Annotated in this window: 13 protein-coding genes and 1 pseudogene; 6 read left to right on the top strand and 8 right to left on the bottom strand. The window is 68.4% G+C overall.

The genetic code is table 11. The features are described from left to right. Positions 1–18: 18 nt before the first annotated feature. Positions 19–294 (bottom strand): hypothetical protein, encoded by a 276-nt coding sequence (locus ACIRJT_RS31030; RefSeq protein ID WP_403915649.1) that lies wholly within the window; start codon positions 292–294, stop codon positions 19–21. Between the two features lie 124 nt (positions 295–418). Between ACIRJT_RS31030 and ACIRJT_RS31025 the strand changes: the two genes are divergently transcribed. Then, positions 419–616 carry a hypothetical protein gene (locus tag ACIRJT_RS31025; RefSeq protein ID WP_403915647.1) on the top strand — a complete coding sequence of 66 codons (198 nt, stop codon included), beginning with the start codon at positions 419–421 and terminating at the stop codon, positions 614–616. 478 nt (positions 617–1,094) lie between these two features. On the opposite strand, the gene ACIRJT_RS31020 is transcribed toward ACIRJT_RS31025, so the two are convergent. The 3 genes from ACIRJT_RS31020 to ACIRJT_RS31010 all read right to left on the bottom strand — a co-directional run bounded on the left by ACIRJT_RS31020 (position 1,095) and on the right by ACIRJT_RS31010 (position 2,960). Then, entirely contained in the window at positions 1,095–1,319 is a 225-nt protein-coding gene (locus ACIRJT_RS31020; protein WP_403915644.1) for a hypothetical protein, read from the bottom strand. A 592-nt stretch (positions 1,320–1,911) separates the two neighbouring features. Next, positions 1,912–2,109 (bottom strand): hypothetical protein, encoded by a 198-nt coding sequence (locus ACIRJT_RS31015; protein ID WP_403915642.1) that lies wholly within the window; start codon positions 2,107–2,109, stop codon positions 1,912–1,914. Between the two features lie 170 nt (positions 2,110–2,279). Beyond that, a complete protein-coding gene (locus ACIRJT_RS31010) occupies positions 2,280–2,960 on the bottom strand; it encodes a ScbR family autoregulator-binding transcription factor (protein ID WP_403915639.1) in 681 nt (226 codons plus the stop codon). A 625-nt stretch (positions 2,961–3,585) separates the two neighbouring features. On the opposite strand from ACIRJT_RS31010, the pseudogene ACIRJT_RS31005 reads away from it, so the two are divergent. Continuing rightward, a pseudogene (locus tag ACIRJT_RS31005) lies at positions 3,586–3,736 on the top strand (IS5/IS1182 family transposase); the annotation flags it as partial. Positions 3,737–4,530: 794 nt separating this feature from the next. Here the strand turns inward: ACIRJT_RS31005 and ACIRJT_RS31000 are convergent. The 3 genes from ACIRJT_RS31000 to ACIRJT_RS30990 all read right to left on the bottom strand — a co-directional run bounded on the left by ACIRJT_RS31000 (position 4,531) and on the right by ACIRJT_RS30990 (position 6,822). Continuing rightward, positions 4,531–5,028, bottom strand: a complete 498-nt coding sequence (locus tag ACIRJT_RS31000; protein ID WP_403915636.1) for a hypothetical protein — start codon at positions 5,026–5,028, stop codon at positions 4,531–4,533. A 626-nt stretch (positions 5,029–5,654) separates the two neighbouring features. Next, on the bottom strand, positions 5,655–6,272 hold the full coding sequence (locus ACIRJT_RS30995; RefSeq protein ID WP_403915633.1) for a hypothetical protein: 618 nt from the start codon (positions 6,270–6,272) through the stop codon (positions 5,655–5,657). A gap of 229 nt (positions 6,273–6,501) precedes the next feature. After that, a complete protein-coding gene (locus tag ACIRJT_RS30990; RefSeq protein WP_403915630.1) occupies positions 6,502–6,822 on the bottom strand; it encodes a hypothetical protein in 321 nt (106 codons plus the stop codon). A gap of 682 nt (positions 6,823–7,504) precedes the next feature. On the opposite strand from ACIRJT_RS30990, the gene ACIRJT_RS30985 reads away from it, so the two are divergent. Together ACIRJT_RS30985 and ACIRJT_RS30980 are read left to right on the top strand one after the other, a co-directional pair. Further along, positions 7,505–8,089 carry a DUF6461 domain-containing protein gene (locus ACIRJT_RS30985; protein WP_403915627.1) on the top strand — a complete coding sequence of 195 codons (585 nt, stop codon included), beginning with the start codon at positions 7,505–7,507 and terminating at the stop codon, positions 8,087–8,089. Positions 8,090–8,397: 308 nt separating this feature from the next. After that, positions 8,398–8,988 (top strand): TetR/AcrR family transcriptional regulator, encoded by a 591-nt coding sequence (locus ACIRJT_RS30980; protein WP_403915624.1) that lies wholly within the window; start codon positions 8,398–8,400, stop codon positions 8,986–8,988. Positions 8,989–9,001: 13 nt separating this feature from the next. On the opposite strand, the gene ACIRJT_RS30975 is transcribed toward ACIRJT_RS30980, so the two are convergent. Next, complete coding sequence (locus tag ACIRJT_RS30975; protein ID WP_403915622.1) at positions 9,002–10,021, bottom strand: SMP-30/gluconolactonase/LRE family protein; 1,020 nt, start codon at positions 10,019–10,021, stop codon at positions 9,002–9,004. Positions 10,022–10,266: 245 nt separating this feature from the next. On the opposite strand from ACIRJT_RS30975, the gene ACIRJT_RS30970 reads away from it, so the two are divergent. Both ACIRJT_RS30970 and ACIRJT_RS30965 read left to right on the top strand, forming a co-directional pair. Then, positions 10,267–12,075, top strand: coding sequence for a flavin-containing monooxygenase (locus tag ACIRJT_RS30970; protein WP_403915619.1), 1,809 nt, complete (start codon positions 10,267–10,269; stop codon positions 12,073–12,075). A gap of 93 nt (positions 12,076–12,168) precedes the next feature. After that, the gene (locus ACIRJT_RS30965; protein WP_403915616.1) at positions 12,169–12,957 is read left to right on the top strand and encodes an SDR family NAD(P)-dependent oxidoreductase; all 789 of its coding nucleotides are present in this window, start codon (positions 12,169–12,171) and stop codon (positions 12,955–12,957) included. Positions 12,958–12,966 lie beyond the last annotated feature (9 nt).

Below are 12,966 nucleotides of genomic sequence, written 5' to 3'. Positions count from 1 at the left end.
CGCGCCCTCGTCAGCCACTCAGGACCGGGCGAGAACAACCGCGACGTCCACTATCGAAACGGTGGCCAGAACACCACAAGTTACCCTGACCAACGTCGGCGTCAGGAGCCGGTTGATCCCCACCGTGTTCGCCATGAAGCCGTGGATCCGCCATGCAACATCTCGGCAGTTGAACGCCACCAGCAAAGTGGCGGCCCCAAAGACCAGATTCCAACCAAGCCCTGCCCACCCGCTCATCAATCCCCCCGAGACATTCAATGCCCAGTATGGATCGTGGCGCTTGACCAAACCCATAGGGGCACCCCCCCGCCGGCAACACCAAAAAACCACGCCCCCTACCCGACCCAGCCGTCAGCAGCAAAAACATCCCGCAACACCACCTCGCCCTCCCCGCCCGGCCATGACGGCGCGGAGCCGGGTGAGCGAACAGACCGCTCAGGAGCCCGTCTCGGCCCCGCCGGCGCCCACAGAGGTGGGCGGACGGGCGGTCATGCTGATCCCGCACCGCACCCTTGATGTGGAGGAGAGCCTGCTCCCGCCGGACCACCAGCGCATGCTCGCCGCCGCACGGCAGGCCGCGGACCGGTCACGGCCCGGCAGGCCGGCAAGCTGCTGAAAGTGGACGTCAGCGCCCGGGCCGAGCAGGAACCGCCACGGGGAAACTGATCAGACTCCCCGACCGCGGCCCGCTCCGGAAACCACCCGACGGCCGGTCCACCACCCGCCTGAGACCGGGTCCAGACGATCACGCACGCCGCTCCATCCCACAAACCGTTGCCAGCGGACAGGAAGCCGCTCGGCTCTCCTGCAGAAACTCGCGACAGAAGCTACCCATCACCACGGCAACCGGTGCGCAACACACAAGGAGCGACGCGATCAACGCGGAAACCCCCTGCACGGGGCCCCTGCACGGGGCCCCCTTGGCCGCACGTATGCACAAACGCCTTGCGTTCTTCCGGTGTGTACCCGCAGAGAGCCACGGCCGGCCAGTTCACCAGGTGGGTAACGGCGTAGCACTCGCCGCAGGTGCGGTGCCGGCCGAAGAAGCCCGCCTCGCCCCGTACGAGACCGAAGCGTGAGGACACCACGAGGCCCTAGCCGGTGAACAAGAGCCGGTCACCATCGGTGAAAATGCTCCCGAAGCGGACGTCGAAGAACACAAGCCCACAAACGTCCATGAACGCCATTCCGGCTTCCACCTCGCCCCCGACCACAACACAGGCCCGCTCGACCGCCTCCTCACCGGCCCTCATCCGGACACCCACCCAGTCGTGCACATTCCGCGGAACGCACTCCAGGAACAGCACCAGGCCTGCCATGAACTGCTGGAGAGCTCCGACCCGCCGACATACCACCGGCCCGCCTCCCCACCAGGGCGCGTTTCGAAAGCAGCGCCCTCCGCCCGGAGGGCCGGCGCAGCGGCGTCCGGCACGTGCGATCACACGGCGGAGGGCCGCCCCGATACCGGATACACCGGGGCGACCCCGACAACGCGGCGAGGAAAGGGGCCTCCCCCGCTCGAGCGAAGCCGAGAGCCCGAGGAAGTACCAGACGCCGCCGAGCAGGCGGAACTTTCGAAACACGCCCCAGACGACAGCTCGGCCCACACCGGCCAGTACCTCGAAAAACGGCCGGCCAGAGTCCGGTATCACCCACCAGTAATACATCAGAGGAAAACCCCGTGACCCCCGGCGATCACCCACTTCATCACCATGATGCGCGCCCACAGTCCCCCCAGGCCCAGAACCCCCGGGCGCCGGACCCCCGGGCGCCGGACCCCCGGGCGCCGGACCCCCAGGCGCCGGACCCCCAGGCGCCGGACCCCCAGGCGCCGGACCCCCAGGCGCCGATGGTACCGATGCCGCAGCGACAGAAGACCGGGAGTCCGAACAGATTCGCGGTGGAGTGAACCTACTCCGGCCGTCGCTCCAGAGCGGTCAGCCGTACCTGCTCGACGAAGACCCGGCTCCCCCCGCCCCCCAGCAGGACCGCCTTCCCGCCGATACCCGACCCCAGCGGCGCGCCAGCATCCACGAACTCGCACAGACTGCGGTCACCGCCCAGCGCCAGCGACAGGGAAACAGCGCCGCGGACGGCCAGACGAAACAACCACCCCCGCCACAGCACCAGACAACCGGAGCGAAACCCTCCAGAACCCCGGCACCACACGGACAGCACACCCCGCACCCACCCCGAGCCCGCCCGCCAACACAAACCTGACTGAAAAACGCCCAACCACCCACACAGAACCCCGAACAAAAAACCATTCGATCGGTTTCTCAACCACCCGGACCACCCGACACACCCCCCACCCCCGCACAACCCTCCCCCCAGGCCGGCACCACCACCCCCGCCGCCACCAGCTCCGCCCTGACCGCCTCCGACGACAACCCCGGCAGCATCAGATCCCAAAAACGCGTCACCGCACCACGCGAACGCCACCGCGCATCACCACGCGCCAGCACCTCAAACCCCACCACCGCCGCAGTCACCGCAGCATCCGCATCCTCCACCACCACACCCGCCGCCAGATTCCCCTCACCCCCCGCCGCCACCAACACCCCCCTCACCCAACTCCGCCACTCCAGCCACAACACCGCCCCCGACCCCACATTCCACGTCGCATCACTCCCCAGCCCGAACCCCGCACGCAACACCACATCCTCCTCCAACCCCCGCACCAACAAATGCGTCCCATCAACCAACACCTGCAACGGCAACGACCGCCCCGAAGAAACACACCCCACAACACACCGCAACACCCCCACCGCCGCCGCCTCCACCGCCTCCCCCAACTCCCTCTTACTACGAAAATGAAAATTCAACGCACCCGCACTCACCCCCGCCCCACTACTGATCTCCGACAACGACGACGTAGCAAAACCCTGCCGCCCGAAAGCCTCCGCCGCCGAACGAATCAACTCCCGACGCGTGCGAACCGCACGGTCCTGCATCGCCATACTGCCGCTCCGAGAGATCGCCACCAACCAACCAACACAGAACAAACACGCTAACAAAACGGATGTATGGTTTAGAACACAACCCACACCAATGGCCGAAAACAACCACCACCCCTCCAGCCAGGGAGGGATCGCATGGATCGCAGGAGCCTGGGGCTGGGTCGCCGACCGCGACCCCGCACCCTGCTTCCTCGTCACCAGTGGTTCGGTCAACGCCCACTGCACGCGGGTCAAGTCGGCTGCATGCGGCATCCGTTGCCCACGAAAGAGCGAAAGTAAAAGGTGCGAGGAGGGCGATATAGCTCGATTCCGACCACCCTCGACCAGGTCAGTTGTCCATCCGTGTGCCGATTTCATCCGTCCTGGAAGCCGTCTACGGGCGGGCCGAATAGGCCCTTCAGCTCCTGGCAACCCCTTTAACGAGCCCGTGCGCGGTTGGCGGTGGGAGGTCGAAAGGGTGCGCGGGGCCCCGGTGCTGACGTCCGAGCAGAAATGCGGTCTGCGGACCGGTGCTGGGACAGTAGGCCGGCGACGGGTTGGACGGTGTCGTCCATGTGTTCTCGGCGGAGGAGGTGATGGGCCAACGCCCGCCAGTTCTTCGAGCGCGCGTCGCCGTGCTCGGCACGGCGCCTACATCGACACCGGCCTCATCGTCCTTCACCGCAAACGCCCTGGCCGCCCACTCCTGCCGGGCGAGGCACCCGACAACGCGGAACAGCCTCCACCACGCAGTCCAAGCCGTCGCCACCCTGCACGACCACGCCCTGGCCGCATGATCCACACGACACCAGAACCCGGCGTCGCCTGCCCAGCACCGGACTTCTGCGACACGCTTCAGATCGATCACATCTCCAACTCACTGCGGCGTGCACGACAGCGGCGGCGGTTCTCTGCCCTGCGTGGATGACGTCAGAGGTCCGCAGCAGGGTGGGGTGTGTGCTGTTGCGCATGGCAGTCCCGTTCGACTCTGTTCGACAAGCAGGATTTTGCTGAGCGCAATCCGGGACGATGGATGCTGCGAGTTCGCCGGGAGATGTTGAGGGCCTGCGGGCCCTTGCGGGCTGTCAGGCCGTCCGGCATGATCGCGGGCATGATGACCAATCGAAAGGCTCATGCCGCGTAGACGGCCTGGCGCGCTTCGCGCCGAAGATCCGGACCCGCCCGTCTGGAGCCCTTGGACCTATCGAATCCCCGGATTGTCCGAGCGCACCTGCGCCGAGATCCAGCGCGCGGAGCGTGATCACGGTGATTCCTGGGCCGGTCTGTGGGACGGCTTGTGGGATGGGTCGGTGGAGTCTGCGCTCAGGCACTACCAGGCGTTTCTTCGACAGCCCGGCCGATACCTGGACTTGCACTTCCCGGCCTCTCCTCATCCCGAGTCCTCCCTCGTCGACGCGGCGAACGCCCGGGACATTCTGCAAGAGGCCTTGCGTTCGCTTCCACAGCCGTCCCGCGCCGAACTTGGGCGGGTGGTAGCGCGTTTGGACGCAGAGTTTAGCCGCCGGACCCTGCCCGACCCACACGCCTACCGGCGCCTGCGGTGGCACGGCGAATGGTGGCACCGACGCCTCTACGACGGTGAATTCCGGTGGTGAAGGGCTGCAACCGGTCCCGGCCTGTCCAAATGAAGGCCGTGCCTGGTCATGGCGCGAGGGGAGCCGTACAGGTTGAGGGGATCGTGACGCCCGTCTTGGTCCGTACGGCGCCTTCGCACCTCGTCCGCACCGGCATCCCGAGGAAGCAACTCGGTTCGCTGATCGTCGAGTTGGCTGTCGCGTGGACGGCACGGCAGAAGTCCCGGCCGCGTGAACGCCGAGGTCGCGACCGCCTGCGGGCCGAAGGAGGCGGGCCTGGCCATCAACTCATATCCGTCGACCGGGCGATCGCCGCGCTGGTGGTCCTGCGGATCCAGCTCCCACGTGCGGCTCTGGCCGTCCTCTGCGGCGTCGGCCGTTCCGCCATCACCCGCGCTGTCCATGAGATCCGCCCACTGCTGGCCGTGTGCGGCTTCACGGTCTTCGGCGAGACCGGATTGCGGCTGCGTACGATGGCCGATGTCTTCGCCCACGCCTACGCGCGGGCGTCGAGCCGCGGCTCGACGCCACCGAGGAGCGGGTACGGCACCCGAGTGACGCCATTCAGACCGCCGGGCCTTCGTCTCCGGCAGAGGTGCGGCAGAACACTAAGAAGGCCAACGTCATCACCGACGCGAGGGGTCGTATTCTGTGGACGGAGGCGATCCGGCCCGGCCGTATGCACGATCGGACGGTGATGAATACCGAGGGGATCGGCAACCTGTTTGAGCGGCATCCCACGGTCAAGGCGAAAGTCAACGCCGGACACCGGGGCCCGGCCAGAAAAATTCCCGAGCAGGTCCAGGCACCGCCGAAGAAGCCCGGAAGGGAGGCCCTTGCCGCGGAGGCCGGCGCGTGGGAACAGGCCGCAAGCCGCAGTCTTCAGAGCAGATCCGCGTGGAGCATGCCCATGCCGAGCACAAGCAGTGGCGGGCCCTTCAGCGGCACATCGGACGTCGCGCGTACCACGACGAAACTCATCTCGCGATCGCTCTTCTCGCGATCGCCGGCCCTGCCTCTGACCGCACAGCCGTGTGATGATGGCCCAACAACCGAACCGCCAGACCGGCACCTTGCGACCTCAGTCGTGCACCACACCGTAAGGAGGTTCAACGGCCTCTCAGTCGTCGAACCAGACGACGAGGCGCACGTTGTCGTCGCCGTGCTGTGCCGCGAGTGCCCTCATGGTCTCCCAGACAGGTTGCCACTCACCGCTTTCGGTGACGGCTTCTCTGCGGCGCATGGTGACTGACCTGTAGAGCGTGTCTCCGATGAGCCACTCACTTCCTTCGGGCCATTCCCGGCATTCGCCTCTTTCGAGACCGACAGCCTCAGCGAATTCAGGATTCCAAGACGCTTTGCCCGTCATCCTGAACTCGTTGGAAAACCGGCGATACTCGTGGAGTCGACTGTCAGGCCTCTCCGCAAGCTCATCCCAGTCGGCCGCTTTCACCTCCGCCCAGGTGATCCATGTGGTGCTGTGCAGTCCATCCTCGCCGTACCACTCGGACAGCTGCGCAAGCCGTGCACTCACGGTCGTCGAGATGCCGGCAGGCAGACCCCGGCATGCGGCCAGGGGGCGGAAGTTCGCGTAGTTGCGGACGCCGAAAAGACAACCGAACGCATCGTAGCCACCTTCCTCGCACAGCGAGTTGAGGTCGTTTGCGGCGTGCCAGATCGGCTGCTGATCAGCCTGTGGCTCGCGGTACTCGATGAAGCCGCTGATATCTGTACCCATGACAGGCATTCTGCCGACCCCGTCAACTGGTTTCGTGTGCGCCGGATCGACGGCAGCGCGTAGCCGGGCTTTCCGGCCAGGGGGACTTGCGGAGGTTCGGTGCCTCGCATCCGGACGGGGCATCCCGACCGGCACACGATCCGAGGTTGCGGCCGTGGGCCGGCTGTACGGTGGAGACCGGATCCAACGGCACGTGTTTAGACCGGAACGGCCTCAGTGCAGCCGGACCTCACCGATTACCCCGGGAAGGAGTCGTCGCTTCCGTGTCCAGCAGCCGCTCGCACCGCTCAATGGCCCTGTCCCACGCGCTGAGGTTTATTCGCGCACCGATCGCAGGCTCGGACAGCCGCCTGCCGACCCGGGCGAAAGCCTCCTCGCAGCGGCCGCGCAGCACTCGCGTCGGCACCGCGGGCGGCGTGACCTCGTGCAGGGCGGCGAGCAGCTCCGACCACTGCCCCGGGAGCGGCGGAGCGGGCAAGTCCCCGGCCTGCGTCACGGGCATGATCTCCTCCGACACCATCGCCCCCGCCTCCTCATCGACAGCCAGCACGGAAGGCACCCGACCCGAGGCGGCGAACCACTCCAGCATTCAGGCCTGCTCGGCCATGAGCGCCCGCTCCGGACTGATCTTCAGCACCGCGGGAGTGCCGTCGGGCCACCGGCACCGCAACGCGACCGACGGAGCTCCGTCAGGGAGGGGCTCTGCGAGTGAAAGTCCCCACTGGGACGTCAGCCGGGCAATGAGATCGGGCGCGTCAGCACACCATTCGGCAACCTGCGGGCCGAATCGGCGTACCAACCGTGTCGCCGTACTCTCCGCCATACTCTCCACGTCCACGAGCGGTCCTCAGTCCTTTCACACGGGCCAGTGAGCCGTTGCCAGTAAACAGGTGATCCGTTCCCGGTGAACAGAAGTCGCCCACTGTTATCGCTGTGTCGGATGCTGCGGCTCATATAGCGCTCGACTGTGAGCAGTTGTACGGTCCCGGACAGGAACGATCTTGCGGCCGATCATCCTGGCCAAGGGGTCTCACGTGTCGATCTGTGGCGCATACACCGTGGTGCTCGATGTGAAGCGATCCACGGCCGAGCACTTGGCCCGGCTGCTGCGCGGTCACCGTAACTCCGTTGGGTCGGCGCAGTCCGTGGAGTTCTGTGGCCATGTCCACGCGCGGGGGCGCAGACTGCCGTGGCCGGGCCGCGGCGTAGTTCGATCAGGTCGAGGAGAGTCGATGACAGGTTTGGGCTGGATGTATGGGAGAGACCTGCCGTTGTTGAGTCTCACGTTCGCGCGGGGCCTTACGGCTCGGCAGCTTCTGGAACGGATGGGTGCCGATCCCGCGACCCTGGCCGTCCGGAGCCAGGATGATCTCCGCGGGGAGTTCGAGGGCCCCGACGAACTCGACACCTGTCCGGTCAGCGCCGGCAGGTACGGCGACTGGGCATGGGCCTGGGAGCATGCCAGTGGGCGGTGTACTGAGGATGTCGGACTGATCGGCAGTGTTTCCCGGGGAACTGCTGCTGTCGTCCTGCACTACGCCAACGGCCGAGTGGAGTTCTGGTATGCCGAGGGTGGCCGATTGGTCTCCGCATTCGATTCGTACAGCGGTCTCCGGCCGGCTGGTCGCTTCGGAGCCGAACCGTCACGCTTCGACTCCGAACTGCGGGCCCACGGTGCGAGCCCGGACACCGGCGACTACGGCCCCTTGGGTTGTCTGGGCCTCTTCCTCCGTCTCGGGGAAGGCTTGGGTCTCGGGTTGCCGCACGACGATCTGGTCAACGGACCTGTTCTTGGCGCCCGGCTCACCTCCGGATAAGGCCTCAACCGCGTCAGGCACGCCGGGCGGACTGCTCGACGGCAAGTCGGCCCTGAAGGGGACCCTGCTCAGCCAACATCCGGAAGAGATCGCGCGCGGAGCCGTCTTCCAACTCCCGGCGCGCTGGCCGTACGAGGAAACTCCTGCCGGGCGCTGGCTGCTTCGTCCAACCTGCCGTGAGCAATCGCCATGCCCCGATGCGGCGCGGCCGGTCGGTCGGCTGGCGGGTCGGTCGGTCGGTCGGTCGGTCGGTCGGTCGGTCGGGGAGGAAGGTCGAAGGGCGTCTGCCCGGCCGGTACTCTGCCGGGGTGACGGAGCACATCGAGCAGGACGGGCGGCGGCCGGCGAACGACGGGCCGAGGGCCGCTGCTCGTAACCGGGCCGCTCTGGTCACCGCCGCCCGGGAGATCTTCGCGGAGCACGGTCTGGAGGCGCCGCTCTCCGCGATCGCGCGCAGGGCCGGGGTCGGGCAGGGCGTTCTCTACCGGCACTTTCCCGACCGGAGTGCCGCGGTGGTCGCGGTCCTGGAGGAGAACGTGCGGCAGGTCGAGCAGGCCGCGGCGCACGAGGACGCCACCTTCGACGCCGTGCTCGGTGTGCTGACGTGGCATCTTGCCGAGTCGGCGGCTTTCATCGGTCTTCTGCACGCCGACCGGGCGGGCGGCCGCTCGGGCATCCGCGCGCACGCCCTTGCCCTGTCCGAGCGGGTGGAGTGTGCACTGCGCAAACACCTCCCCCGCGGTCACCGGCTGAGTGCGGGGGACGACCTCGTGCTCTCGGTGGCCATGGTCTCCGCCGCCGTCATCGGTCCCACGCGCGAGGAACGCGAGCACCGGGCGCTGGCCGCCTGGCGGTTGCTCGACGTCGAGGTGGGGCCGGTGCGGGCCTTCGGCTGCTGATCCGAGGTCCGGGTCAGCCGCCGTTGGACTGCCGAATGCCTTCCGCGAGCGCGTCGAAGGTGTACAGGTAGCCCCCGGCGGGACCGCTGACGGTCATGTACGCCTTGGTACCGCCGGGTGTGATGGCCACGTTCGTCGCCGACTCCAGGCCTTCGGCCCGCGAGGGAAGCTCCACTGTCGCCAGCCGCTCACCGTGTCGGTCGTACACGGCCATGGCCGCCCGGCCGTGCAGCCCCTGGTAGAGGTTTCCGTCCGCGTCCACGGCGATCGAGTCGGTCTGGGCGAGTCCGCCGTCCACGCGGATGGCGGTGTGCCGGGACGTCACCCCGCCCTTCTCGTCGAGACGCAGGTAGGAGATCCGGTTCTCGGTGAGCTCGCTGAACCACAGCCCTCGGTAGTCCGCGTCGAAGGAGATCCCGTTCGGCGCGGCCAGGTCCTCTGCCAGAACGGTGGCCCCGCCGCCCTCCCGGTCGATCCGCACCACACGGCCGTGGGCCTTGCCCTCGGTCAGACCGCGTGAGTCGCTGACGTACAGGTTGCCCTCCTGGTCGAAGGCGATGTCGTCGGGGTTCATCGGCGCTCCGTCGACCTCGCCGGAGAAGAAGGTCAGCGGGTCGCCGCCGTCGGGCGCCAGGCTCACGATCTCGCCGTGCGCGAAGTCGCTGAGGTAGAGCCGTCCGTCGTACGGGCTGAACTGCGCCGAGGTGTACGCCCCTTTGCCATCGGTGTGGAGCGTGCGGGACGTCTTCTTCGCCACGTCGACACGTATGACCTTGGGCTCGCCCTCGGGCGCGGTGACGTCGACGACGATCAGGCCGCCGTCCTCGCCGAACACGGGTCCCTCCAGCAAGGTCATTCCCGTCTCGTCGTGCACCTGGGTCAGCTGCATGACCTTCTGCGCCCGGATGGTCCTGCCCGCGGAGGCCGACGCCGCCTCTCCCCCGGGATCGCCGCTCTCCGTACCGCATCCGGCGAGGATCAGCGCGCCGGTGGCGGCGAGAACGGAAAGAGACCGGGCCGAAAGTCGCTGCATGTGGATCACTCTTCCTGTGCGGTCTGTGCAGTGGCTGTGCAGTGGGCGGGTTCCGTGGGCGGGTTCCGTGGGCGGGTTCCGTGGGCGGGATGACGCAGGCCGCGGCGAGAGGTGAACGCCTCTGGCCGAATGTCGCCGTCCTGACCGGACCACAACCGGACAACACTGTCCGGTAGTTGTTACCGTAGCGGACGGCCGCCCGCCCTGGGCCGCTGCCGCCCCACCATCCGGATCGAGGACCCCACATGACGACTCCTCAACCACCGGCTCCCCACGAGCTCGCCGCACTGAGGCGGCGCTACCGACTCGAACGCGAACGGCGTGTGCGTCCCGACGGAGCCGCGCAGTACCGCGACGCTGACGCCGAGTTCGGCTACTACGCGGCGGACCCGTACACGGAGGGGCCTCTCGGGCGCGACCCTCTCCTCGACACCGTCGACGTCGCCGTGATCGGCGGCGGATTCGGCGGCATCCTCACGGGCGCGCACCTGCGGCAGCAGGGCGTCGAGCGCGTCCGGGTCATCGAGAAGGGCGGTGATTTCGGCGGTACTTGGTACTGGAACCGATACCCGGGCGTCCACTGCGACGTCGAGTCCCACGTCTACCTGCCGATGCTCGACGAGACCGGCTATGTACCGGAGTGGAAGTACGCCCCCGGCGACGAGATCCGCCGCCACGCGGTGCGGATCGCGCGGAAGTTCGACCTCTACGCGGACGCGCTGTTCTCCACCGGGGTCACCGAACTCACCTGGGACGAGGCTTCCGAGACGTGGATCGTGGCCACGGACCGCGGCGATTCCTTCCGGGCCACCTACGTCGTGAACGCCACCGGCACCCTCACCGATCCGAAGCTACCCGGGATCCCCGGCATCGAGGACTTCGCAGGCCACACCTTCCACACCTCGCGGTGGGACTACGCCTACACCGGCGGCTCCCCCCGGGGCGGCCTGGCCGGCCTCGCGGACAAGCGGGTGGGCATCGTCGGCACCGGAGCCACCGGCATCCAGGTCATCCCGATGCTGGCCGAGGACGCCGCGCACCTCTACGTCTTCCAGCGCACCCCCTCCACCGTGGACGTACGCGGCAACCGCCGCACCACCGCCCGGGACGTGGGCGCCGACCGCGAGGGCTGGGCCCGGGGGCGACGGGAGAACTACCTCCGCATCGTCTCCGGCGAGGGCGCCGACCAGGATCTGGTGGCGGACCGGTGGACGACGTCGGCGGGCCTGCTGGAGAAGCTCCTGCCGAGCTTCCGGCGGCAGGGCGACCGGCAGGCCTTCGAAGCCGCCTACGAGGCAGCCGACGCCGCCAAGATGAACGAGCTCCGCGCCCGCGTCGAAGAGACGGTCACGGACCCGGGGACGGCGGAGAAGCTCAAGCCCTGGTACCGCTACGCGTGCAAGCGCCCCACCTTCTCCGACCTGTACTACCCGGCGTTCAACCGGGACAACGTCACTCTCGTCGACACCGCGGACACCCACGGCATCGAGCGCGTCACCGAGCACGGCGTCACGGTCGGCGGCGCCACGTACGAGCTCGACTGCCTGATCTTCGCCACCGGGTTCAACGTCGGGACCTCCGGCATCCACTCGGGCAAACTCCCCGTACACGGCCGGGGCGGCGTCCAGCTGCTCCACAGGTGGGCGCGACGGGGCCCGCGCACGCTCCACGGCTTCACGAGCAACGGCTTCCCCAATCTCCTGCAGATGGGGCCGCTCCAGAACGCCAGCAGCGTCAACTTCACCCACATCCTGGACGAGCAGGCCATCCACGCCGCCGCCCTCATCGCAGCCGCGGAGGCCGCCGGCGCCCTCATCGAGCCCTCGTCCGAGATCGAGGACGCCTGGATCGCCGTCCTGGCCGAGGGCGCGCCCGACCACGAGTGGTTCCACGCCGAGTGCACCCCGGGCTACTACAACCGTGAAGGGCGCGGTCGGCCCAACGGCCCCATCGCCTACCCGCACGGGGCCGTCGCCTTCCACGAACTCCTGGAGCGCTGGCGCGACGAGTCCATGGCGGAGGTCCTCCGGAGCCGGACGGCTCTCCCGACCTGACCGCGGCTCGGCACGCCCGCCCCCTCCTCAACCACCAAGCACCAACTCCCAGCCCTCAGCCCTCAGCCCTCGCAGTGTCGGAAGGACCGAGCCATGAACGCACCTGTATCCGAGCCGGACATCGCCTCTCACGCCGGGCGGAGCGTGATCGTCACCGGGGCGGCGTCCGGTATCGGCCGGGCCGCCGCTCTGGCCTTCGCCGCGGGGGGCGACCGCGTCCTGGCCGCCGACCTCGACGCGGCCGGCGTCGAGGAGACCGTACAGAGGATCACAGGCGCTGGGGGCGTCGCCCGGACGATCGTCGGGGACCTGGCTGAGCAACGGGTGGTGGACGCCGTGGTGGCCCGCGCGGTGGCGGAGTTCGGCGGGGTCGACGTCCTGGTCAACAACGCGGGAGTCATGGACCGTATGTCGGCGGCGCACGAGACCGACGACGCCGAGTGGGACCGGGTGTTGCGCGTCGACCTCACGGCTCCCTTCCTCCTCACCCGAGCCGTACTCCCCCACATGCTGACCGCCGGCTCCGGGTGCCTGGTCTTCACCGGCTCCGAGGCCGGCCTGCGCGGCGGCGCCGCCGGAGCCGCGTACACCGCCGCCAAGCACGGGACCACCGGGCTGGTGAAGAACCTGGCGGTGATGTACCGCGCACAGGGCATCCGGGCCAACGTGATCGCGCCCGGCCCCACCGCGACCGGTATGGGGGTCGACAGCCGCCCCGACGCGCACGGCCCCTCCATCGTCGGGAGCCTCATCGGAGCGAACATCGGCCGCATCGGCTCGGCGGACGAACAGGCCGCCGCCATCGTCTGGCTCGCGTCGGATGCGGCCTCCTTCGTCAACGGCGCGGTCCTGCCCGTGGACGACGGCTGGTCAGCCGTCTGACGCGGCCCG

Origin of the sequence: Streptomyces sp. NPDC102283, assembly GCF_044766265.1 — a bacterium.
GTDB lineage: Bacteria > Actinomycetota > Actinomycetes > Streptomycetales > Streptomycetaceae > Streptomyces.
The sequence above is the reverse complement of the archived record's forward strand: the minus strand, read 5'-3'. Positions and strand labels throughout refer to the sequence as shown.